This is a genomic window from Hydrogenophaga crocea (genome assembly GCF_011388215.1).
Taxonomy (GTDB): domain Bacteria; phylum Pseudomonadota; class Gammaproteobacteria; order Burkholderiales; family Burkholderiaceae_C; genus Hydrogenophaga; species Hydrogenophaga crocea.
In genome coordinates this window covers 994,836-1,015,801 of record NZ_CP049989.1, presented here as the reverse complement: position 1 = coordinate 1,015,801, position 20,966 = coordinate 994,836, and the positions used below count along the sequence as shown (strand labels likewise).

The 20,966-nt window shown below is 72.6% G+C and carries 18 protein-coding genes; 10 read left to right on the top strand and 8 right to left on the bottom strand.

From position 1 onward, the window contains the following. Nucleotides 1-90 precede the first annotated feature (90 nt). Both G9Q37_RS04855 and G9Q37_RS04850 read left to right on the top strand, forming a co-directional pair. On the top strand, nt 91-930 hold the full coding sequence (locus G9Q37_RS04855; protein ID WP_240936519.1) for an undecaprenyl-diphosphate phosphatase: 840 nt from the start codon (nt 91-93) through the stop codon (nt 928-930). Between the two features lie 23 nt (nt 931-953). Further along, nucleotides 954-2,276 carry a hemolysin family protein gene (locus G9Q37_RS04850; RefSeq protein WP_166225354.1) on the top strand — a complete coding sequence of 441 codons (1,323 nt, stop codon included), beginning with the start codon at nt 954-956 and terminating at the stop codon, nt 2,274-2,276. Nucleotides 2,277-2,286: 10 nt separating this feature from the next. On the opposite strand, the gene G9Q37_RS04845 is transcribed toward G9Q37_RS04850, so the two are convergent. The 5 genes from G9Q37_RS04845 to G9Q37_RS04825 all read right to left on the bottom strand — a co-directional run bounded on the left by G9Q37_RS04845 (nt 2,287) and on the right by G9Q37_RS04825 (nt 7,629). Continuing rightward, a complete protein-coding gene (locus G9Q37_RS04845; protein ID WP_166225351.1) occupies nt 2,287-3,351 on the bottom strand; it encodes a maleylacetate reductase in 1,065 nt (354 codons plus the stop codon). 20 nt (nt 3,352-3,371) lie between these two features. Further along, the gene (locus tag G9Q37_RS04840) at nt 3,372-4,235 is read right to left on the bottom strand and encodes an NAD(P)-dependent oxidoreductase (RefSeq protein WP_166225348.1); all 864 of its coding nucleotides are present in this window, start codon (nt 4,233-4,235) and stop codon (nt 3,372-3,374) included. Next, nucleotides 4,232-5,200, bottom strand: coding sequence for a tripartite tricarboxylate transporter substrate binding protein (locus tag G9Q37_RS04835; RefSeq protein ID WP_166225345.1), 969 nt, complete (start codon nt 5,198-5,200; stop codon nt 4,232-4,234). The genes G9Q37_RS04840 and G9Q37_RS04835 overlap by 4 nt, the downstream gene beginning before the upstream one ends. Nucleotides 5,201-5,339: 139 nt before the next feature. After that, a complete protein-coding gene (locus G9Q37_RS04830; protein WP_166225342.1) occupies nt 5,340-6,692 on the bottom strand; it encodes an amidohydrolase family protein in 1,353 nt (450 codons plus the stop codon). Nucleotides 6,693-6,705: 13 nt separating this feature from the next. Continuing rightward, nucleotides 6,706-7,629, bottom strand: a complete 924-nt coding sequence (locus tag G9Q37_RS04825) for an NAD(P)-dependent oxidoreductase (RefSeq protein WP_166225339.1) — start codon at nt 7,627-7,629, stop codon at nt 6,706-6,708. Between the two features lie 161 nt (nt 7,630-7,790). Between G9Q37_RS04825 and G9Q37_RS04820 the strand changes: the two genes are divergently transcribed. Beyond that, the gene (locus tag G9Q37_RS04820) at nt 7,791-9,599 is read left to right on the top strand and encodes a hypothetical protein (protein ID WP_166225336.1); all 1,809 of its coding nucleotides are present in this window, start codon (nt 7,791-7,793) and stop codon (nt 9,597-9,599) included. On the opposite strand, the gene G9Q37_RS04815 is transcribed toward G9Q37_RS04820, so the two are convergent. After that, nucleotides 9,572-10,756 carry an MFS transporter gene (locus G9Q37_RS04815; protein WP_166225333.1) on the bottom strand — a complete coding sequence of 395 codons (1,185 nt, stop codon included), beginning with the start codon at nt 10,754-10,756 and terminating at the stop codon, nt 9,572-9,574. The two genes, G9Q37_RS04820 and G9Q37_RS04815, sit on opposite strands and share 28 nt — an antisense overlap. A gap of 52 nt (nt 10,757-10,808) precedes the next feature. Here G9Q37_RS04815 and G9Q37_RS04810 point away from each other — a divergent pair, with 52 nt between their 5' ends. Next, a complete protein-coding gene (locus tag G9Q37_RS04810) occupies nt 10,809-11,630 on the top strand; it encodes an AraC family transcriptional regulator (protein ID WP_166225330.1) in 822 nt (273 codons plus the stop codon). 15 nt (nt 11,631-11,645) lie between these two features. Here the strand turns inward: G9Q37_RS04810 and G9Q37_RS04805 are convergent, their stop codons facing one another. Further along, complete coding sequence (locus G9Q37_RS04805; protein WP_166225327.1) at nt 11,646-12,452, bottom strand: IclR family transcriptional regulator domain-containing protein; 807 nt, start codon at nt 12,450-12,452, stop codon at nt 11,646-11,648. Between the two features lie 80 nt (nt 12,453-12,532). Between G9Q37_RS04805 and G9Q37_RS04800 the strand changes: the two genes are divergently transcribed. Genes G9Q37_RS04800 through pcaF form a run of 3 tightly spaced genes read left to right on the top strand, consistent with a single transcriptional unit; the run spans nt 12,533 to nt 15,140 of the window. Then, nucleotides 12,533-13,249, top strand: a complete 717-nt coding sequence (locus G9Q37_RS04800; RefSeq protein ID WP_166225324.1) for a 3-oxoacid CoA-transferase subunit A — start codon at nt 12,533-12,535, stop codon at nt 13,247-13,249. Then, the gene (locus G9Q37_RS04795) at nt 13,246-13,908 is read left to right on the top strand and encodes a 3-oxoacid CoA-transferase subunit B (protein ID WP_166225321.1); all 663 of its coding nucleotides are present in this window, start codon (nt 13,246-13,248) and stop codon (nt 13,906-13,908) included. The genes G9Q37_RS04800 and G9Q37_RS04795 overlap by 4 nt, the downstream gene beginning before the upstream one ends. A 23-nt stretch (nt 13,909-13,931) precedes the next feature. After that, entirely contained in the window at nt 13,932-15,140 is a 1,209-nt protein-coding gene (gene pcaF / locus G9Q37_RS04790) for a 3-oxoadipyl-CoA thiolase (RefSeq protein ID WP_166225318.1), read from the top strand. A 24-nt stretch (nt 15,141-15,164) separates the two neighbouring features. Here pcaF and G9Q37_RS04785 read toward each other — a convergent pair whose 3' ends face one another. After that, entirely contained in the window at nt 15,165-16,529 is a 1,365-nt protein-coding gene (locus tag G9Q37_RS04785; protein WP_166225315.1) for a class II fumarate hydratase, read from the bottom strand. A gap of 87 nt (nt 16,530-16,616) precedes the next feature. Here G9Q37_RS04785 and G9Q37_RS04780 point away from each other — a divergent pair, with 87 nt between their 5' ends. Genes G9Q37_RS04780 through G9Q37_RS04770 form a run of 3 tightly spaced genes read left to right on the top strand, consistent with a single transcriptional unit; the run spans nt 16,617 to nt 20,966 of the window. Continuing rightward, nucleotides 16,617-17,357, top strand: coding sequence for an ABC transporter ATP-binding protein (locus G9Q37_RS04780; RefSeq protein ID WP_166225312.1), 741 nt, complete (start codon nt 16,617-16,619; stop codon nt 17,355-17,357). Nucleotides 17,358-17,367: 10 nt separating this feature from the next. Then, entirely contained in the window at nt 17,368-19,737 is a 2,370-nt protein-coding gene (locus tag G9Q37_RS04775) for an ABC transporter permease (RefSeq protein WP_166225309.1), read from the top strand. After that, nucleotides 19,734-20,966 (top strand): efflux RND transporter periplasmic adaptor subunit, encoded by a 1,233-nt coding sequence (locus G9Q37_RS04770; protein WP_166225306.1) that lies wholly within the window; start codon nt 19,734-19,736, stop codon nt 20,964-20,966. The genes G9Q37_RS04775 and G9Q37_RS04770 overlap by 4 nt, the downstream gene beginning before the upstream one ends.

The window sequence follows — 20,966 nt, the reverse complement described above, 5'->3', positions numbered from 1 at the left end:
CCCCGCCCCGCCAGCCCCGCAGCGCCCCACCGGGCGCCGCTGGCGGCCCGGCACCGGCCCGCGCGGCCGTGCCCCTTGCCCTTTCCCTTCATGGACACCTGGTTGCCGTGGCTCGAAGCCGCGATCCTGGGCATCGTCCAGGGACTCACCGAGTTCCTGCCGGTGTCCTCCAGCGCGCACCTGCGCATCCTCGGCCCGCTGCTGCCTTCGGGCACCGACCCCGGCGCGGCCTTCACCGCCATCACCCAGCTCGGCACCGAGGCCGCGGTGCTGGTGTACTTCCGCCACGACATCGCGCGCATCCTGGTGCGCTGGTGGGGCTCGATCACGCAGCCCGCGCTGCGCCGCGACCCAGATGCGCGCATGGGCTGGCTGATCCTGGTGGGCACGCTGCCCATCGCGGCGCTGGGGCTGCTGTTCAAGGACGCCATCGAGACCTCGCTGCGCCACCTCGCGATCACCGCCACGATGCTCATCGTGTTCGGCCTGCTGCTGGGCTGGGCCGACCGCCGCGCCCCGCAGACGCGCACACTGCGCGAGCTCGGCTGGGGGCACGGCCTGGTGTTCGGCTTCGCGCAGGCCATGGCGCTGATCCCCGGCGTGTCGCGCTCGGGCGGCACCATCACCGCGGGCCTGCTCATGGGCTACACGCGCGAGGCGGCGGCGCGCTATTCGTTCCTGCTGGCGTTGCCGGCGGTGGCGGCCTCGGGCCTGTACCAGCTGGCGCGCAGCGCCGGCACGACCACGCCCATCGCCGCCGGGCCCACGGCCCTGGCCACGCTGATCGCCTTCGGCGTCGGCTACGCCGTCATCGTCTGGTTCTTGAAGCTCGTGTCCACGCGCGGCTACCGGCCCTTCGTGCTGTACCGCATCGCGCTGGGCGCCCTGGTGCTGCTGTTGCTCGCCACCGGCGTGCTCGCGCCCCTCTGATTTCTCCACCACCCTCCCCCACCATGGAAATTGCCTTACTGATCGCGCTGATTCTTCTCAATGGCGTCTTCGCCATGTCCGAATTGGCGCTCGTGACCGCGCGCAAGGCGCGCCTGCAAAAGCTCATCGACGAGGGCGACGGTGCGGCCGCCGCGGCCCTCAAGCTCGGCGAAGACCCGAACCGCTTCCTCTCCACCATCCAGATCGGCATCACCTCGATCGGCGTGCTCAACGGCATCGTCGGCGAGGCCGCGCTTGCCGGGCCGCTGGCGCTGTGGCTGCAATCGCTGGGCGCGCCGGTGCAGGCGAGCCAGATCGGCGCCACCGCGCTGGTGGTGGTGGTCATCACCTACTTCTCCATCGTGGTGGGCGAGCTGGTGCCCAAGCGCCTGGGCCAGACCCACCCCGAAACCTTCGCGCGCCTGGTGGCGCGTCCGATCGACTGGCTGGCCAAGGCCACCAAGCCCTTCGTGCTGCTGCTGTCGGTGTCCACGCGCGCGCTGCTGCGCCTGCTGGGCGTGAAGGAGAACAGCGCCGCCGCCGTGACCGAGGAAGAGATCCACGCCATGCTCGCCGAGGGCACGAGCGCGGGCGTGATCGAATCGCACGAACACGCCATGGTGCGCAACGTGTTCCGCCTGGACGACCGCCAGATCGGCTCGCTCATGGTGCCGCGCAGCGACGTGGTGGTGCTCGATCTCGAAGAGTCCTTCGAGGTGAACATGGCCCGTGTGGAAAGCAGCCGCCATTCGCGCTTCCCCGTGGTCAAGGGCGACCTGGGCGAACTGCAGGGCGTGCTCAACGCGCGCCTGTGGCTCACGCAGGCCCTGCGCGGCGAGAACCGCGCGCTCGACCAGCAGCCGCTGCAGCCGCCGCTGTACGTGCCCGAGACCATCACGGGCATGGAGCTGCTCGACAACTTCCGCCTCTCGGACGTGCAGATGGCCTTCGTGATCGACGAGTACGGCGAGGTGCAGGGCATCGTCACGCTGCAGGACCTGATCGAGGCCATCACCGGCGAATTCCAGCCGCGCGACCCCGAGACCTCATGGGCCATGCAACGCGAGGACGGCTCCTGGCTGCTCGACGGCCACATCCCCGTGCCCGAGCTCAAGGACCGGCTCGCGCTCGACCGCGTGCCCGACGAAGAACGCGGCCGCTACCACACGCTCAGCGGCATGCTCATGCTGCTCACCGGCCGGCTGCCGCGCGAAGGCGACCACGCGGTGTGGGAGGGCTGGCGGCTGGAGATCGTGGACATGGACGGCCGCACCATCGACAAGGTGCTGGCGCGCCGGCTGCCGGCCGACGACGGCGCAGCCGCCGAAGACGACACCACGGGCTGAGGCGCGCGCCTCAGGCCGGCCGCGCGCCTTCCCACGCGGCCTGCAGCAGCGCGCGCAGCGGGCCGGCCTCCAGCGGGCGCGGGTTCGGGTACTGGTTCTGCATCGCGATCGAGCAGGCCCGGTCGAGGTCTTCGGCTTTCATGCCGATGTCGCGCAGCGCCACCGGCGCGCCGTTGTCGCGCGCCAGGTCGTACACCGCCTGCGGCGCCTCGTCGGCCCCGCGCCCGAGCGCGCGCGCGATGCGTGCCATGGCCCGCGGCGCGGCGGCCGCGTTGTAGGCCAGCGCGTGCGGCAGCACCACGGTGTGGGTTTCGGCGTGCGGCAGGTTGAAGCTGCCGCCCAGCGTGTGGCAGAGCTTGTGGTGCAGCGCCATGCCCACCGAGCCCAGCACGATGCCGCACAGCCAGGCGCCGTACAGCGCGTCGCCGCGCGCCTCGAGGTCGGCCGGGTTGGCGCGGATGCCGGGCAGCGCGCGGCCGATGGCGGCGATGCCCTCTTCGGCCATCAGGTCGATCACCGGGTTGCCCTCGGCCGAGTACAGGCCCTCGGCCGCGTGCGCGATGGCGTTGAGCCCGCTGGTCACGCTCAGGCCCACGGGCAGCGTGAGCGTGAGCTCGGGGTCGTAGAGCACGCTTTGCGGCAGCACCTTCAGGTCCTTGCCGGTCTTCTTGAGGCCGGCCTCGGTGATGCCGTAGATCGGCGTCATCTCGGAGCCCGCGTAGGTGGTGGGAATGGCCAGGATGGGCAGGCCCGAGTCCAGCGCGATGGCCTTGCCCAGGCCGGTGGTGGAGCCGCCGCCGATGGCCACGGCGCAGTCGGCGCCGAGCTGGCGCGCCACCTCGCGCGCCTCGCGCGCGGTCTCGATCGGCACGTGCATGACGGCGCGGTCGAAGATGCCCGCGGCGCGCTCGCCGAGCAGTTGCGCCACGCGCTCGGCGCTGGCGCGCTGCTCGGGCGTGCACAGCACCAGCGCGCGCTGCGCGCCCATGGCCGCGATGGCCTGCGGCAGTTGCGCGAGCGCGCCGGCGCCGAACACCACGCGCGACGGAAGACCCTGGTAGACGAAGGAACGCATGGTCCGATTCTCCCGCGGCTTCACACCGCCAGGCCCGAGGCCCGCTGCAGCACGCGGATGATGGCCGCGTAATCGAGTTCGGCGTCGCCCTGCGCCTGCGCCGAGGCCATGAGCTGGCGCGTGGCCGCGGTCTGCGTGAGCGGTACCTGCAGCCGCGCGCCCTCGGCGAGGATGAGGTCGATGTCCTTGTTCATCTGGCCCACGGTGAAGGTGGGCGTGTAGTCGTTCTGCGAAAGCTGCACGCTCTTGGCCTTCACGATGGGCGAGGCCACGGCGCTGGCGCCGATCACCTGCCACAGGTCCTGCCAGGCGAGGCCGCCCTTCTGGCCCAGCGTGAGCGCCTCGGCCAGCATGGCGCTGGTCTGCGCGATCATGAGGTTGACCACCAGCTTCATGAGCCGGGCCTGCTCGGCCTCGCCGAGCCAGAAGTGGTTCGGGCCCCAGCAGCGCAGCAGCGGCAGCAGCCGCTCGTGCAAGGCGCGCGGGCCCGAGGCCATCACCGTGAGCTGGGCCGCTTCAGCCATGTGGTTGTTGCCCGAGACGGTGCAGCGCAGGTGCATCACGCCGGCGCGCTCGCAGGCCTCGGCCGCGCGCGCCGAGGCCGCGGGCGAGACGGTGCTGGTGTCGATCCAGGCGGCGCCGCGGGCCGCGTGCGCGGCCACGCGCTCGGCCACGGCAAGCAGCGCGCCATCGTGCGGCAGCGACGAAACCACCACCGCGGCCTGCGCGAGACGGTCGGCCACGGTGAGGCCGGCCTCGCAGGCCAGCGCCAGGCGCTCGGCCGAGGGGTCTTCGACCGACACGGCGTGGCCTGCGGCGAGCAGGTGGCGGGCCATGGGCAGGCCCATCTTGCCGACGCCGATGACGTGGATGCTTTGGCTCATTGCGGTTTGAGGTTGGCCGCGCGCGCGATGCGGGCGGCGGCGTCCATCTCGGTGCGGATGAACTGGTTGAATTCGGCCGTGCCCATGGGATAGGGCACGGCCCCCTGGCGGCCCAGGCGCTCGACCACGGCGGGGTCGGCCAGGGCCTTGGTGGCTTCGGCGTGCAGCCGCTCGACGATGGCCGGCGGCGTCTTCGCGCTCACCACCATGCCGACCCAGAACACGAAGTCCGAGCCCGGCACGCCGGCCTCGACCGTGGTGGGCACGTTGGGCAAGGCGGCGTGGCGCGTGGCCGTGCTCACGGCCAGCGGCACCACCTTGCCGTCGCGGATCAGCGGCAGCGCCGAGGACAGCGGCGAGAAGAACCAGTCCACGCGCTCGCCCATCACGTCGGCCAGGGCCTCGGGGGTGCCGCGGTAGGGCACGTGCGTGGCTTCGATGCCGGCCTGCAGCCGGAACTTCTCGGCGTTGAGGTGGGTGGCGCTGCCCACGCCGGCCGAGGCGTAGTTGAGCTGGCCCGGTTTGGCCTTGGCCGCGGCCACCGCGTCGGCCACGCTCTTGTAGCCCTTGCCGGCGGACGTGACCATCACGTTGGGCAGCGCCGCCAGCGCGGTCACGCCCGTGAGGTCGCGCAGCGTGTCGTAGGGCAGGCTGGGGTACACGGCCGGGTTGACCGCGTGGCTGGACGAGGGGATCAGCACCAGGTGGCCGTCGGCCTCGGCGCGCGCCACCTGGGCCGAGGCGATGCTGCCGCCCGCGCCGGGGCGGTTCTCCACCACGATGGTCTGGCCCATGTTGCGCTGCATCGTCTCGGCCACCAGCCGCGCCACGATGTCGGTGCCGCTGCCCGCGGTGAAGGGCACCAGGAAGGTGATGGGCTTGTTGCCGCTCTGCGCCCAGGCCGAACCGGCCGCCAGCGCGCCGATGGCGGCGAGCAACCAGATCCTGTTCCACGTTTTCTTCATCTGCTTGTCTCCTGATGGTTGAAACAGGCCACCCGACTGCGCCACCAGCGGCGCAATCCAGTGGCACCGGGGAACCGGCTTTGCCGGGCCGCAGGTGCCGCCCCCTTGAGGGGGTCGCGCGCAGCGCGGCGGGGGTGGGTCAAGTCAAACCCATGGCCTGCGTGATTTTTTGTCCGGAGGCGCGCAGCGCGGCCAGCAGCGGCGGCAGGTCCACGCCCAGCAGGCGGCCTTCGCGCTTGCGCCATTCGCCGGCCACCATGACGCTGTCGATGTTGGCCAGCGTGGCCTGGAACACCACCGCGCTCACGGGGTCGTGCACCGGCTGCATGTTGAGGTCGTCGGCGCGGATCAGCACCAGGTCGGCCTGCTTGCCCGGGGCCAGGGTGCCGAGGCGGTCGAGCTGGCGCAGCATGCGCGCGCCCTCCACCGTGATCCAGGCCAGGGCCTCGCGCGTGGTGATGGTGGACGTGTCGGGGATGGTGCCGTGCGCCGCGCGGTGCGCCACGTTGTCCAGGCTGCGCTGGATGCCCAGCGCGATGCGGGCCTGGCTGATCATGTCGCCGCTCATCACGCTCTCCAGGTCCACGCCCAGCGAGGGCGCGCGCCCGAAGCCGCGCAGCCGCCCGGTGAGCGGGTGGCCATGGCCCTGCGACATCTCGCTCTCGGCCGCGGCCGAGAAGCTCATGCCCAGGTCGCAGAAGCGCTGGAGCTGCTCGTCGGTGAGCGCGTGGCCGTGCACGATGTTGATCTGCTCGCCCAGCAGGCCCAGGGCCTCCAGACGCTCCCAGCCGTCGGGCGTGCGCGCCGGCCCGCCGCCCTGGTGCAGCGAGGCGATCAGCCCGAGCTCCTTGGCCATGCGGAAGTCGTGCACCGCCACGTCGAGCGTGCTGTAGTGCGGGCCCAGCACCGCGGCGTGGACCTGCAGCAGCGGCCGGCCCTGGTGGGCCTTGAGCAGCCGCTCGACCTCGGCGCGCGGGTGCGGCACCTCCCAGAACGGCGTCTGGCCCGGCTTGGGATCGGGCTTGGGCGTGCCGTGGAAGAAGGCCGCGCGAATGCCCGATTGCAGCAACGCGTCCACCGCCGCGTCGTTGTGCGCGGGCGTGGGGTTGTTGTGGCACCAGTCCACCAGCGTGGTGGTGCCGCAGTTGAGCTGGTTGAGCGCGCCCACCAGCGTGGCGATGTGCAGGTCTTCGGGCGCGAACACCGTGGCCAGGCCCGCGTGCATGTTCTTGAAGTACTGCAGCAGGGTCCAGTTGGCGGCCAGGCCGCGCAGCGCGGTCTGCCAGGTGTGCATGTGGGCGTTGATGAAGCCCGGCACCAGGATGCAGCCGCTGGCGTCGACGACCTGCGCGTCGTCCACCGCCAGCCGCGGCGCGATGGCCTCGATGGTGTCGCCGGCCACCAGCAGGTCGCCCACGGGCAGGTCGCCCTGCGCGTCCATGGTGACGATGCTGGCGCCGCGGATCAGGGTGCGCTGTGCACGCGCTGCCATGACCGGCCCCGCCTCAGCTGCTCAGGCCGTCGCCGACCGGCACGTTGAGCGGCGCGATCGTCAGGCCCGCGTCGGCCGCGGTCTCCTGCAGCAGGATCGCGAAGTCCACGTCGTCGTGGCCCCGGCCCACCATGCGCGCGATGCTCTCGCGCGTGGCCGCGGCCGAGGGCATGGGCACGCCGTGCGCCTTGCCCGCGCCCAGACCCAGGTCCATGTCCTTGAGCAGCAGCTTGGGCGTGAAGGTCACCTGCTCGAACGTCAGGTTGGTCAGCACCGGCGTCTTGTAGCGCGTGTACATGCTGCCCAGCACCGAGTCGTTGATGCTCTCGAGGAACACGTGGCGCGGGATGCCGGCCTTCTCGGCCAGCACGGTGATCTCGCACAGGCTCTGGATGATCACGCCGAACATGGTGTTGTGCGCGATCTTCCAGACCCGGGCCAGCTCGCCCTCGCCCACCCACATGGCCTTGCGCGACATCGCGGCGAGGTAGGGCTCGTTGGCGTCGTACAGGGCCTTGGGGCCGGAGGCCACCAGCAGCAGCTTGCCGGCCTTGGCCACCTTGGCGTTGCCCGACACGGGCGCACACAGGTAGTTCACGCCCATGGCCTCGAGCCGCGCGCGGATCTCGGCCGAGCCTTCCTGCGAGATCGACGAGCTGTCGATCACGGTCTTGGGCCGGGTGGCCCCGGTGAGCACGCCGCCGTCGCCGAACAGCACTTCCTTCAGGTCGTCGGTGGTGGACACCATGGTGAAAACGGTGTCGCAGCCCGCGAGGTCGAGCTTGCTGTTCACCACGGTCGCGCCGTATTCGGCCAGCGGCTCGGCCTTGCTGCGGGTGCGGTTCCACACCTGCACGGTGTGCCCGGCCTGCAGCAGTTTCTTCACCATGGCTTCGCCCATGCGGCCGAGGCCGATCCATCCGAGTGTGGCGCTCACGTGCTTGTCTCCTGTTGTGGTCTGTCGAGGCGGCCGAGTGTGTGCAAGGCCCGCCCCGCGCCGCAACCCGGCGCGCGGAAATCAGTTTTTCAGAGGGGGGTGCGTGATAGCATTTCGCGCGCCGCCGGGCGCCATCAGCCGCGGACAGAACAGGTTCCGACATGAGCGCAACGCGCACCGACGCCGCCGGCCACTTCGCCCCCCCGCCCACGCCCGGCGCAGCCCGCGCCCCCCTGCTCTGGGCCGCGGCCCTCGGGGCCCTGGCGCTCTCGCTGGTGTTCACGGGCTTCACCTTCGGCATCGGCAACAACGTCTTCCACATCCCGCTCGCGCTGCGCTGGTTCGACGCGCCCGAACTCGCGAACGACGCCTTCACGCAGTCGCTGCGCCACTTCCGCTCGGGCGTGTGGATGCTCATGCAGGGGCTGACCTCGCCCGAAACGCTGGAGCGCGACATGCACATCGCCTACGCGCTGTCGCGCGCCGCGGCCATCGTGGCGCTGGCGCTGTGGCAGGCGCGCCTGCTGGGCACGCCGCGCCTGGCCGCGCTGGCGCTGCTGGCCACGGTGTGCAGCCCCTGGATATCGGGCTCGTCCCCCATCGGCGACCATGGCCTCTTCATCGGCTACTTCTCGCACTCCGAGATGACCTGGGGCCCGCTGCTGGGCGCGCTGCTGGCGATGCAGTCGCGCCGCTGGCTGCTGGCGGGGTTGTGCGCGGGCATCTGCTTCGCCATCAACGCCTTCGTGGGCCTCTGGCTGCTGGCGGTGCTGGCCGCGCTGTGGTGGCAGGCCGGCGCCGAGGCCTGGCGCCCCGCGCCCGTGGCGCGCCTGGCCGCGGGCTGGCTGCTGGCGGCCACGCCGGTGCTGCTCGCGATCGGGCAGACCCTGCACGGCGCCGTGGTGGACTTCGACTACCTCGCCTACATCCGCCTCTACTACCCCGACCACTTCCTGGCCGAAGCGATCGACCGCCGCAAGGCGGTGCAGTTCGGCCTGCTGCTGGCGGGCGGCGGGCTGGCCACCGCGGTGCTGCCCGCGCCGCGTTTCTGGCGCACCGCGCTGCTGGTCCCGCTGGCCGTCTTCGCCGTGGGCCTGGTGCTGCCCTACGCCTGGCCGCACCGGCTGGTGTTCAACCTGCACCTGCTGCGCATCGACGGCCTGATCCAGTTCTTCTCGGTGGTGCTGATGCTGGCCGCGGGCACGGCGCTGGCCGCGCAGGCGCGCGAACCGGCGCGCGCGGTGCTCGGCCTGCTGGTGCTGCTGGGCTTGCTCGACGGCGTGCGCGAGCCGGCCGAGTTGCTGCTCGCCGTGGCGGGCCTGGGCCTGGCGGTGCTGATGGGCCAGGCGCGCTGGGGCGCGCACGCGGCGCTGCATCGCGCCGCGCCCTGGGCCGTGGCCGCGCTCGCGCTCGCCATGCTGGGCTTCGACCTCTGGAGCCAGGCCGGCGGCGCGCTGCACACGCTGCGCTGGCTGGCCCTGCCCGTGTTCCTGTGGCTGTGGCGGCGCGGCGAGGCCGCGCGCACGCTGGCGCTCGCGCTGCTCGTGCTGATCACCGCCGCCACGCACCTGCATGCGGCCTACCACCGCCCGCCCAAGGTGCCGGTGACGGCCCAGACGCGCGACCTCGACGCGCTCGTGGCGGCGGTGCGGGCCGCGCCCGCGGACCGCGTGTTCCTGGTGCCGCTGGACCGCAGCTTCGAGCCCTTCTTCTCGCGCACCCGGCACCCGGTCTGGGTCGACTGGAAACAGGGCGCCGCCGCCATGTGGGCGCCGGCCTTCCACGCGCAGTGGAGTGCGCGCTACGCCGCCGTGCGCGCCCTGCCCGCCCAGGCCGCCGCCTGGGGCGATTACGCGCGCGCCCAGGGCCTGAAAGACCTCGTGCTGCCGATCGCCGCGGGCGACTGCCCCGCGGGCTTCGCGCAGCGCTGGCAGGGCGAGGTCTACCGCTGGTGCGCGGCCGCCCCCTGAACGGGCGCGCCCGGCAACTGCGTGAGCACCAGCAGCGTGACCACCGAGGTCGCGGCCATCACGCCCAGCAGCGCGGTGAAGCCCGCGTTCTTCACCACCGGCCCGATCAGCCACACCGCCACCGAACTCGCCCCCAGCGACACCGCGAGCCGCATGCCCGCCACGCGCGAGCGCATGGCGTCGTCCACGTAGCGCACGATCAGCGCGTCGGTGAACGGAATGGCGCCGAAGATGGCCGCCATGAACAGGAACTGGATGGCCAGGAACGCCCAGCCGCTGAGCGTGGTGGCCAGCACCAGCAGCAGCGCCTGGATCGCGATCACGCCCATGTAGAGCGTCTTGAGCGCGTGGCGATCGATCAGGTAGCCCACCACGAGCTGCGTGACCGAGGCCGCGGTGTACACGGCGGCCAGCAGCACGCCGATGCGCGCGGGGTCTTGCGCGATGCCCTGCAGCCGGTCGGTGAGCAGCTCGAAGTTCGCGTTGGTGGACAGGTTGAACAGCAGGCTGCCGCTGGTGGCGGCCATGGTCATCACCAGGAACAGCCGCGCCAGCGACACGCCGTGGGGCGCGTGGCCTGCGGCCTTTTTCTTCGCGGCGGGCGCGGCGGCTTCGCGCGTGCCGTGCAGCGCGAACAGCAGGCCGCACGCCAGGCACACCAGGCCCGGCACCACGAAGGCCGTGCGCCAGCCCGCGTACTGCATGAGAAAGCCCGTGGCCACGGCCGCCCCGGCCACGCCGAGGTTGCCCGCGAGGCCGTTGACGCCGATGGTCCAGCCCGGCCGCGGCGCGCCCTGCACCAGCATGGGAATGCCCACCGGGTGGTAGATGGACGCGAAGGCCCCGAGCAGCGCGAGCGCAAACGCCATCTGCAGCGGCGTCTGCGTGGCCGCCACGAGCAGCGACGCCAGGCCCATGCCGAAGAAGAACACCAGCATCATCTTGCGCCGGCCCCACTGGTCGCCCAGCTTGCCCGCGGGCAGCGAGCCCACGCCGAAGAAGAAGAACGCCGCCACGCCATAGGGCATGAGGTCTTCCCAGCGCGCGAGCCCGAAATCGGCCGCGATGCGGGTGACCGCGGTGGCGAAGATCAGCAGCATCAGGTGGTCGAGCGCGTGCCCGATGTTGAGGAGGATCTGCGTCGGTCGGTTGTGCATGGCGCGATCTTCGGGGGCCGCGCGATGGCCGGCACAATCAAGACCGCCAGATATGCGTCCAGAACCGCCAACCTCCGATCGCGCGCCGCGTGCCGCGCCCGCCAGCCCCCACCCGAACGCCCAGGCCGCCAACCGCGCGCCGCGCCCGGTGGCCGCGCTCGCGCGCTCCGATCCCGCGGGCGTGGTCATCGCCGCCCACCGCCACGACCGCGACCAGCTCATCTACGCGACCCAGGGCGTCATGACCATCCGCGCCCGGGGCGTGCTCTGGACCATCCCGCCCAGCCACGCCATGTGGATGCCCGCGCAGGTGGAGCACGAGATCCGCATGGACACGGCGGTGGAAATGCGCACGCTCTACTTCTGGACCGGCACCGTGCCCGGGCAGGACGAGGACTGCCACGTGCTCGCGGTGACGCCGCTGCTGCGCGAGCTGATCCTGCGGGCCATGTCGATCCCGCCGGCCTACGGGCTCTACAGCCCCGAGGGCCGGGTGATGGACCTGATCGTCGACGAGGTGGGCCGGCTCGAGCGCCGGCCGCTGTCGCTGAGGCTGCCCACCGACAAGCGCCTGGCGCGCCTGTGCCGGCTGCTGATCGCCGACCCGGGCAACACCCAGCCGATCGCCGAGCTCGGGCGGCGCGTGGGCCTGTCCGAACGCAGCGTGATCCGCCTGTTCCCGCAGGAAACCGGGCTCAGCCTGCACCGCTGGCGCCAGCAGCTGCGGCTGATGCGCGCCTTCGCGCTGGCCGACCAGGGGCTGAACGTGGGGCAACTGGCCGACCAGCTCGGCTACGGCAGCGCATCGGCCTTCGGCAAGATGTTCGCCAAGCAGTTCGGGTGTGCGCCGCGGGGGGTGTTGGGTACGCGGTGAGCCGGGCGCGGGCCCTCAGCGCCGCCCCGTCCTCGCCAGCAAGGCCGACACCTCGTCCGCCGCCTCGCGCAGCCGCGGCAGCAGCTGCTCCTTCATCACCGTGGCGTTGGTGCGGTTGGCCTGGCCCGAGACGTTGAGCGCGGCCACCACCTGCCCCGTGCGGCTGCGCACCGGCGCGGCGATCGAGATCAGACCCTCTTCGAGCTCCTGGTTCACCAGCGCCCAGCCCTGGCGGCGCACCTGCTGGACGCGCGCCAGCAGTTCGGCCGGATCGGTCTCGGTGTGGCGCGTGTTGGCCTGGATCGCGCTCGCCTTCAGCCGCGCCTTCACCGCCGTGTCGTCGAGCCCCGCGAGCAGCACCCGGCCCAGCGAGGTGCACCAGGCCGGCAGCCGCGTGCCCACGTTGAGGTTGAGCGCCACGATCTTGTGCGTGTGCACGCGCAGCACGTAGACGATGTCGGCGCCGTCGAGCACCGCGGCCGAACAGCTCTCGCCCACGCTGTCCGAGAGCCGCTCCATCACCGGCTCGGCCAGGTTCCAGATCGGCATGGACGTGAGGTAGGCAAAGCCCAGGTCGAGGATGCGCGGCGTGAGCCGGTAGAGCTTGCCATCGCTTTCCACATACCCCAGCGCCTGCAGCGTGAGCAGGATGCGGCGCGCCCCCGCACGCGTGAGGCCGCTGCGCGCGGCCACTTCCGACAGCGTCTGCTCGGGCGCCTCGGCGTTGAACGAGCGGATCACCTCGAGCCCGCGCGCGAACGACTGCACATAGCCGTCGCCGGGCGTGGGCGCGTCGGGGGCGCGGTGGGCGTGGGTTGCCATGGTCGGGGCGCGGCGCTTAGAATGATTCGTCAATCGAACAAGTGTTCGTCATTAGAACACATCCCCACCCGGAGACCCCCTTGATCAACAAGATCGCCACCTCGGTGGCCGAAGCCCTGCAGGGTGTGCGCGACGGCGCCACCGTGCTGATCGGCGGCTTCGGCACCGCGGGCATTCCCAACGAACTCATCGACGGCCTGATCGAACAGGGCGCGCGCGAGCTGACCGTGGTGAACAACAACGCCGGCAACGGCGACCACGGCCTGGCCGCCCTGCTCAAGACCGGCCGCGTGCGCAAGATCATCTGCAGCTTTCCGCGCCAGGCCGACAGCCACGTGTTCGACGGCCTGTACCGCAGTGGCCAGCTCGAGCTCGAACTGGTGCCGCAGGGCAACCTGGCCGAGCGGCTGCGCGCCGCGGGCGCGGGCGTGGGCGCGTTCTTCACGCCCACGGGCTACGGCACCGAACTGGCGAAGAACGCCGACGGCAGCCCCAAGGAAACCCGGATCATCAACGGCCGGCCCTATGTGCTCGAGTACCCGATCCACGGCGACGTGGCGCTGATCAAGGCCGAGCGCGGCGACCGCTGGGGCAACCTCACCTACCGCAAGGCCGCGCGCAACTTCGGCCCGGTGATGGCCACCGCGGCCAGGCGCACCGTGGCCAGCGTGTTCGAGATCGCCGAGCTCGGCGCGCTCGACCCCGAGACCGTCGTCACCCCCGGCATCCACGTGAGCGCCGTCGTGCAGATCCCGCGCGTGGCCACGGCCGCGGGTGGTTTCAAGGAAGCCGCATGAGCAGCTACACCCGCCGCACCAAAGACGAGCTCGCGAAGCGCGTCGCACAAGACATCCACGACGGCGCCTATGTGAACCTGGGCATCGGCCAGCCCACGCTGGTGGCCAACCACATCCCCGCCGGGCGCGAGGTGATCCTGCACAGCGAGAACGGCATCCTCGGCATGGGTCCTGCGCCCGCCGCGGGCCACGAAGACTACGACCTCATCAACGCGGGCAAGCAGCCCGTCACGCTGCTCGCCGGCGGCGCGTTTTTCCACCACGCCGACAGCTTCGGCATGATGCGCGGCGGCCACCTGGACATCTGCGTGCTCGGCGCCTTCCAGGTTTCGGCCACGGGCGACCTGGCCAACTGGAGCACCGGCGAGCCCGGCAGCATCCCCGCGGTGGGCGGCGCCATGGACCTGGCCATCGGCGCCAAGCAGACCTGGGTGATGATGGACCTGCTCACCAAGCAGGGCGCGAGCAAGGTGGTGGCGCAATGCAGCTACCCGCTCACGGGCATCGCCTGCGTCAAGCGCATCTACAGCGACCTCGCCACGCTCGAGTGCACGCCCCAGGGCCTGCGCCTGATCGACGCGGTCGAGGGCCTCACGCTCGACGAGCTGCAGCGCCTGGTGGGCCTGCCGATCGCAGCCCCTGCCGCCCCCGCGGCCTGAACCGTTTTTTCCCCGGAGCCTTCATGACCCAACGCCAAGCCTTCATCTGCGACGCCATCCGCACCCCCTTCGGCCGTTACGGCGGCGCGCTCTCCAGCGTGCGCACCGACGACCTCGCCGCGATCCCCATCAAGGCGCTGATGGAGCGCAACCCCAGCGTGGACTGGGCCAGCGTCACCGATGTGCTCTACGGCTGCGCCAACCAGGCCGGCGAGGACAACCGCAACGTGGCGCGCATGGCCGCGCTGCTCGCGGGCCTGCCGATCGAGGTGGCCGGCGCCACCATTAACCGCCTCTGTGGCTCGGGCCTGGACGCCGTGGGCAGCGCGGCGCGCGCCATCAAGGCCGGTGAAGCGGGCCTGATGATCGCGGGCGGCGTGGAGAGCATGAGCCGCGCCCCCTTCGTGATGCCCAAGGCCGAGAGCGCCTTCAGCCGCGCCAACGCGGTCTACGACACCACCATCGGCTGGCGCTTCGTGAACAAGCTCATGAAGGCGCGGTACGGTGTCGATTCCATGCCCGAGACGGCCGAGAACGTGGCCGTCGATTTCAAGATCGAGCGCGAGGCCCAGGACCGCATGGCCCTGGCCAGCCAGCTCAAGGCCGTGGCCGCGCAAAAGGCCGGCCACCTCGCGCGCGAGATCGTGCCGGTGAGCATCCCGCAGAAAAAGGGCGACCCGGTGATCGTCGATAAGGACGAGCACCCGCGCGAGACCAGCCTGGAAGCGCTGGCCAAGCTCAAGGGCGTGGTCAAGCCCGAGGGCTCGGTGACCGCGGGCAACGCCAGCGGCGTGAACGACGGCTCGTGCGCGCTGCTGCTGGCCGACGAGGCCAGCGCCGCGAAGAACGGCCTGAGCCCCAAGGCGCGTGTGGTGGGCATGGCCACGGCCGGCGTGGCGCCGCGCATCATGGGCATCGGCCCCGCGCCCGCCACCGAGAAGGTGCTGGCCCTCACCGGCCTCACGCTCGCGCAGCTCGACGTGATCGAACTCAACGAGGCCTTTGCCGCGCAGGGCATCGCGGTGCTGCGCCAGCTCGGCCTGAAAGACGACGACGAGCGCGTGAACGCCTGGGGCGGCGCGATCGCGCTGGGCCACCCGCTGGGCGCCAGCGGCGCGCGCCTGGTCACCACCGCGGTGAACCGCCTGCACACCACCGGCGGCCGCTACGCGCTGTGCACCATGTGCATCGGCGTGGGCCAGGGCATCGCGCTGATCGTCGAGCGGGTCTGATCCGCCCGCCGTTGGGCCCTTCTTTCAGCCTTTCACCCAGTCGTCGAACTGCGCGGCGCTGAGCGCGCCGCGCTCGACCGCCAGCTCGCGCAGCGGCCGGCCCGTGGCCTGCGCTTCGCGGTAGAGCACGGCCGCCGCTTCGTGGCCGATGTGGCGCGCCAGCCGCGTGGCCTGCAGCATGGCCGGCGAGAGCGCCGCCGCGATGCGCTCGCGCTCGGGTTCCAGGCCGCGCAGGCAGTGGCGCTCGAAGCTGCGCATGCCGTCGGCCAGCAGCCGGATGCTCTGCAGCAGGTTGAGCGCGAGCACCGGCTTGGCCGCGTGCATCTGGAACTGCGCGAGCGTGGCCGCGAAGCCGATGGTCACGTCGTTGCCCATCACCTGGGCCGTCACCATCAGCAGCGATTCGCTCTGCGTGGGGTTGACCTTGCCCGGCATGATGGAACTGCCCGGCTCGTTCGCGGGCAGGCGCAACTCGCCGAGCCAGGGGCTGCCCATCCAGCGCACATCGTCGGCGATCTTGCGCAGCGCCACGGCCAGCACGCGCAGGCTGGCGTGCAGGCCCAGCAGCGCGTCGTGCGCGGCCTGGGCGGCGAAGGCGTCGTCGGCGCGGCGCAGCGCCAGGCCCGTGGCGGCGGCCAGGGCCTGCACCATGCGCTCGCCGAACTGCGGATGCGTATTGGCGCCGCTGCCCACCGCGGTGCCGCCGATGGCCAGGCCCTGAGCGGCCTGCGCCGCCTGTTCGATGCCCCGGCGCGCCTGCACAAGCTGCGCGGCCCAGGCGCCCATTTCCTGCGCGAGCGTGAGCGGCAGCGCGGTCTGCAGGTGGGTGCGGCCGGTCTTGAGCACATCGGTCACGCGCGCGGCCTGCGCCTGGATCGCCTCGCGCAGCGCGTCGAGCGCGGGCAACAGCGCGCGCTCCACGCCCAGCAGCGCCGCCAGGTGGATGGCCGTGGGCACCACGTCGTTGGACGACTGGCCCCGGTTCACATCGTCGTTGGGGTGCACGGTGCGCTGCGGCGTCGAGGCCAGGTGCGCGAGCACCTCGTTCATGTTCATGTGGCTCTGCGTGCCCGAGCCGCTCTGCCACACCGCGAGCGGAAAGGCGTCGTCCCAGCGGCCGGCCATCACCGCGTCGGCGGCCTCGGCGATCGCCTGGGCCACGGGCGGATCGAGCGCGCCCAGCGCCGCGTTCACCTGCGCGGCGCAGCGCTTGACCAATGCCATCGCATGCACCAGCTCGCGCGGCATGCGCTCGGTGGAGATGGCGAAGTGTTCCAGCGCGCGCTGGGTCTGCGCGCCCCAGGGCACGCCCGCCGGGATGTGAATCGCCCCCCAGGCATCGTGTTCGGTGCGCGCGGCCGCACTGGCCACAGCGGAATCGGCGTCCATGGCCCACCTCCAGGCAAAGCGACACCGTGCCCCAAGGCTTGATCAGCGTCAACCGCGCGCGCCGGTGCCCATGCTGCAATGAGGTGCATGCCCGATGCCCCGCCCCCGGTCCCGCCCCCGGTCTTTCGCGCGCGCGGCCTCACCAAGACCTACGGTGACGGCCCGACGGCCGTGCACGCGCTGCGCGGCGTCGACCTCGACATCCACCGCGGCGAGTTCGTGGTGCTGCTGGGCGCCTCGGGCAGCGGCAAGAGCACGCTGCTCAACATCCTGGGCGGGCTCGATTCGGCCAGCAGCGGCACCGCGCAGTGGACCCACGCGGGCCGCACGCGCGAGCTCACCGGCGCCAGCGACGCCGAGCTCACGGCCTACCGGCGTGAACACGTGGGCTTCGTGTTCCAGTTCTACAACCTCATTCCCAGCCTCACCGCGCGCGAGAACGTGGCCCTGGTGACCGAACTCGTGGCCGACCCCATGGCGCCCGAGGACGCGCTGGCCCTGGTCGGGTTGGCCGAGCGCATGAACCACTTCGCGGCCCAGCTCTCGGGCGGCGAGCAGCAGCGCGTGGCGATCGCGCGCGCCATCGCCAAGCGCCCCGCGGTGCTGCTGTGCGACGAGCCCACCGGCGCGCTCGACTGCGCCACCGGCGTGCGCGTGCTGCAGGCCATCGAGCGCGTCAACGCCGAGCTCGGCACCACCACCGTGGTCATCACGCACAACGCGCCAATCGCGCAGATGGCGCACCGCGTGCTGCGCCTGGCCGACGGCCGCATCGTCGAAGACCGGCCCAACCCGGCGCGCGTGCCGGCCGCGGCGCTGCAGTGGTGAGCGCGTGGCCATGCGGGCGCTCAACCTCAAGCTCTGGCGCGACCTGTGGAACCTGCGCTCGCAGGTGCTGACCATCGCGCTGGTGGTGGCCATCGGGGTGGGAGGGTTCGTGGGCCTGTTCTCGGTGCATGCCTCGCTGCTGCAGGCGCGCGACGACTTCTACCGCAGCCACCGCCTGGCCGACGTGTCCGTGAGCCTCAAGCGCGCGCCCACCGCGCTGGCCGCGCGCGTGGCCGCCATCGATGGCGTGGCCGAGGTGCAGACCGGCCTGGCCTTCGACGCGCAGATCGACCTCGGCGACCCGGGCGCGCCCGTGACCGGCCGCTTCGTGGCGCTCGACCTGGTGCGCGCGCCGCTGGGCACCCAGGCCCTCAATGCCACGCGGCTGCGCGAGGGCCGCTGGCCCGAGGCCGGCCCGGCGCTGGAGGCCGTGGTGAGCGAGAGCTTCGCGCGCGCCCGAGGCCTGCGCCCGGGCGCGCGCGTGCACGCCGTGCTCAACGGCCGGCTGCTGGCGGTGCAGGTGGTGGGCCTGGCGATCTCGCCCGAGTACGTGTTCGCGGGCAGCGGCGGCGCGCCCGACGAGCGCAGCTTCGGCATCTGGTGGGTGGACGCGCGCCGCCTGGCCGAGCTGCTCGACCTGCGCGGCGCCTTCAACCAGGCGGTGCTGCGGCTGGAGCCGGGCGCCAGCGAACCCGCCGTGGTGGCCGCGCTCGACCGCCTGCTCGAACCCTATGGCTCGCTGGGTGCGGTGCTGCGGCGCGACCAGCTCTCGGCGCGCGTGGTCGACGATGAGCTCGACCAGTTGCGCGTGATGGGCACGGTGCTGCCAGCGATCTTCCTTGCGGTGGCCATGTTCATCCTCAACGGCGTGCTGGCACGCCAGGTCGCCACGCAGCGCGCGCAGATCGCTTCGCTCAAGGCCCTGGGCTATGGCGACGGCGCGATCGCGGCCCACTACGTCGGCATGGCGCTGCTGGTGGCCGGGCTGGGCGTGGTCGCCGGTCTGGCGCTCAGCGGGCTGATCGGGCGCGCCATGCTGGGCCTGTACGAGCCGGTGTTCCGCTTCGACGCGCTGGCCTATCGCACGTCCGCGCCGCTGGTGGGCGTGGCGGTGGCGGTCGCCGCCGCGGCCGCCGCGCTGGGCGCGTGGACCGCGATCCGCGCCGTGGTGCGGCTGCGCCCGGCCCAGGCCATGCAGCCGCCCGCGCCGCCCGCCTACCGGCGCACGCTGGCCGAGCGCCTGGCCCCGGGGGCGCGGGTGCGCGCCCGCGCGCTCATGGTGCTGCGCGATGTGGAGAACCGCCCCTGGCGCAGCGCCTTCACGGTGGCCGGCGTGGCCATGGCCATGGCCCTGCAGATCGCGGGCGCGTTCTGGCTCGACGCCATCGCCCACATCGAAGACGTGCAGTTCCGCCAGGTGCAGCCCGGCAACGTGGTGCTGCATTTCCAGCCCCACGCCGCGCCCGCGGTGGCGGCCGAGCTGCGCCGCCTGCCCGGCGTGCTGATGGCCGAGGCCTACCGCAGCGAGCCGGTGCGGGTGCTGCGCGGCGCACGCTCGCGCGAGGTCGCGCTCACCGGACTGCCGCCGCACGCGCCGCTGTTGCCGGTGGTCGACGCGCGCCGGGGCCCGGTGGCGCTGCCCGACGAGGGCATCGTGCTGTCGCAGCTGCTCGCGCGCGACATCGGTGCACAGGCGGGCGACCGCGTCACCGTGGCGTTTCGCGTGGGCAACCGCGAACAGGTGGAGCTGCCGGTGGTGGCCGTGGTGCACACGCTGATGGGCCAGCAGGCCTGGATGTCGCTGCCCGCGCTGCACCGCGCCACGCGCGACGGCGCCGGCCTGTCCGACGCCGCGCTGCTGGTCGACGACAGCGCGCTGCCCGCGTTCTGGGCCGCGATCAAGGCCACGCCGGGCGTGGCCGCGGTGTTCGACAAGCGCTCGGTGCAGCGCGCCTTCGACGAACGCACCTCCTACAACATGGGCGCGTTCAGCGCCATCCTCACGCTGTTCGCGGTGGCCATGGCCGTGGGCATCACCTACAACGCCGCGCGCATCGCGCTGTCCGAACGCGCCTGGGACCTGGCCAGCCTGCGCGTGCTGGGCATGACGCGCGGCGAGGTCTCGGTGCTGCTGCTGGGCCAGCTCGCGTTCGAGCTGCTGCTGGCGCTGCCGCTGGGCCTGCTCGCGGGCCGCGGCCTGGCCGCGCTGCTGATGCGCCTCATGTCCTCCGACAACATCGAATTCCCCGTCGTCATCGCGCCCGCCACCTACGCCTGGGCCGCGATCATCGTGCTGGCCGCGGGCGCGGCCAGCGCCCTGCTGGTGCGCCGCCGGGTCGACCGCTTCGACCTCGTGGCCGTTCTCAAGGTGCGCGAATGAACGCTTCTGCCTCTCCCACCTCCCCCACCTCCCCTGCTTTCCCGTGGCGCCGCTGGCTGCCGATCGGCGCCGCCGCGCTGGCCCTCGCCGCCCTGCTCGCCTGGGCCCTGCGGCCCGCGCCGCTGCCGGTGCAGAGCGCCACCGTGCAGCGCGGCCCCTTCGAGCAGACGATCGAAGAAGACGGCGTGCTGCGGCTGCAGCAGCGCTACACGCTGGCCTCGCCCACGGCCGGTGAACTGCAGCGCCCCGGCCTGCGCGTGGGCGACAACGTGGCCGCCGGCGAGGCGGTGCTGGTGCTGCGCCCCGTGGCCCCGGGCCTGATTGACGCGCGCACGCGCGCCGTGCTGCAGCAGCGCCTGGGCAGCGCGCAGGCCGCGCTGGCCGCGGCCGACGCCCAGGTGGCGCGCCAGCAGGTCGCGCTCACGCAGGCGCGGCTGGACCTGCAGCGCCAGCAGGCGCTGGCCGATGCGCACTTCGTCTCGCCGGCCGCGCGCGAACAGGCCGAACTCGCGCAACGCCAGGCCCAGCAGGCGGTGGCCGCGGCGCAGGCCGAGCGCCGCGTGGCCGCGTTTGCGCGCAGCGAGGCCCAGGCCGCGCTCTCGCTGGCCGATGGCGGCCGCGCCGACAGCGGTCTGTGGACGCTGCGCAGCCCGGTCGCGGGGCGCGTGATCACGCTGCACCGCGACAGCGAAGGTCCGGTGTCCGCAGGCCAGGCGCTGCTCGACATCGGCGACACCGAGCGCCTGGAGGCCGTGGTGGACCTGCTCTCGGGCGACGCAGCGCGCGTGCCCGAGGGCGCGCCCGTGACGCTGCAGATCGGCGCCGGTCTGCCCACCCTGCGCGCCCACGTGGCGCGCGTGGAGCCCGTGGCCTTCACCAAGGTCTCGGCGCTGGGCATCGAGGAGCAGCGCGTGAACCTGCGCATCGCGCTCGACGAGCCCTGGCCGGAACGCCGCGCGCTCGGTGACGGCTACCGCGTGGACGCGCGCATCGTCACGCTCGCGCTGCGCGACGCGCTGCTCGTGCCCACGGCCGCCCTGCTGCGCGAGAACGGCCGCTGGCGCGTGTTCGTGGTCGATGGCGCGTCGCGCGCGCGCCTGCGCCCGGTCACGCCAGGCGCGCGCGGCCCCGAGCACGCGGTGGTCGAAAGCGGTCTGCAGCCCGGCGAACGCGTGGTGCTGTACCCGGGCAACGGGGTGGTCGAAGGCCAGCGGGTGGTGGAGCGCTGA

Excerpts from the sequence above, each read along its gene's own strand:
- G9Q37_RS04775 (WP_166225309.1), top strand. The coding sequence starts at position 17,368 with ATGCGGGCGCTCAACCTCAAGCTCTGGCGCGACCTGTGGAACCTGCGC.
- G9Q37_RS04795 (WP_166225321.1), top strand. The coding sequence starts at position 13,246 with ATGAGCAGCTACACCCGCCGCACCAAAGACGAGCTCGCGAAGCGCGTC.
- G9Q37_RS04820 (WP_166225336.1), top strand. The coding sequence starts at position 7,791 with ATGAGCGCAACGCGCACCGACGCCGCCGGCCACTTCGCCCCCCCGCCC.
- pcaF (WP_166225318.1), top strand. The coding sequence starts at position 13,932 with ATGACCCAACGCCAAGCCTTCATCTGCGACGCCATCCGCACCCCCTTC.
- G9Q37_RS04780 (WP_166225312.1), top strand. The coding sequence starts at position 16,617 with ATGCCCGATGCCCCGCCCCCGGTCCCGCCCCCGGTCTTTCGCGCGCGC.
- G9Q37_RS04850 (WP_166225354.1), top strand. The coding sequence starts at position 954 with ATGGAAATTGCCTTACTGATCGCGCTGATTCTTCTCAATGGCGTCTTC.
- G9Q37_RS04840 (WP_166225348.1), bottom strand. The coding sequence starts at position 4,235 with ATGAGCCAAAGCATCCACGTCATCGGCGTCGGCAAGATGGGCCTGCCC.
- G9Q37_RS04835 (WP_166225345.1), bottom strand. The coding sequence starts at position 5,200 with ATGAAGAAAACGTGGAACAGGATCTGGTTGCTCGCCGCCATCGGCGCG.
- G9Q37_RS04770 (WP_166225306.1), top strand. The coding sequence starts at position 19,734 with ATGAACGCTTCTGCCTCTCCCACCTCCCCCACCTCCCCTGCTTTCCCG.
- G9Q37_RS04785 (WP_166225315.1), bottom strand. The coding sequence starts at position 16,529 with ATGGACGCCGATTCCGCTGTGGCCAGTGCGGCCGCGCGCACCGAACAC.
- G9Q37_RS04830 (WP_166225342.1), bottom strand. The coding sequence starts at position 6,692 with ATGGCAGCGCGTGCACAGCGCACCCTGATCCGCGGCGCCAGCATCGTC.
- G9Q37_RS04815 (WP_166225333.1), bottom strand. The coding sequence starts at position 10,756 with ATGCACAACCGACCGACGCAGATCCTCCTCAACATCGGGCACGCGCTC.
- G9Q37_RS04855 (WP_240936519.1), top strand. The coding sequence starts at position 91 with ATGGACACCTGGTTGCCGTGGCTCGAAGCCGCGATCCTGGGCATCGTC.
- G9Q37_RS04805 (WP_166225327.1), bottom strand. The coding sequence starts at position 12,452 with ATGGCAACCCACGCCCACCGCGCCCCCGACGCGCCCACGCCCGGCGAC.
- G9Q37_RS04845 (WP_166225351.1), bottom strand. The coding sequence starts at position 3,351 with ATGCGTTCCTTCGTCTACCAGGGTCTTCCGTCGCGCGTGGTGTTCGGC.
- G9Q37_RS04810 (WP_166225330.1), top strand. The coding sequence starts at position 10,809 with ATGCGTCCAGAACCGCCAACCTCCGATCGCGCGCCGCGTGCCGCGCCC.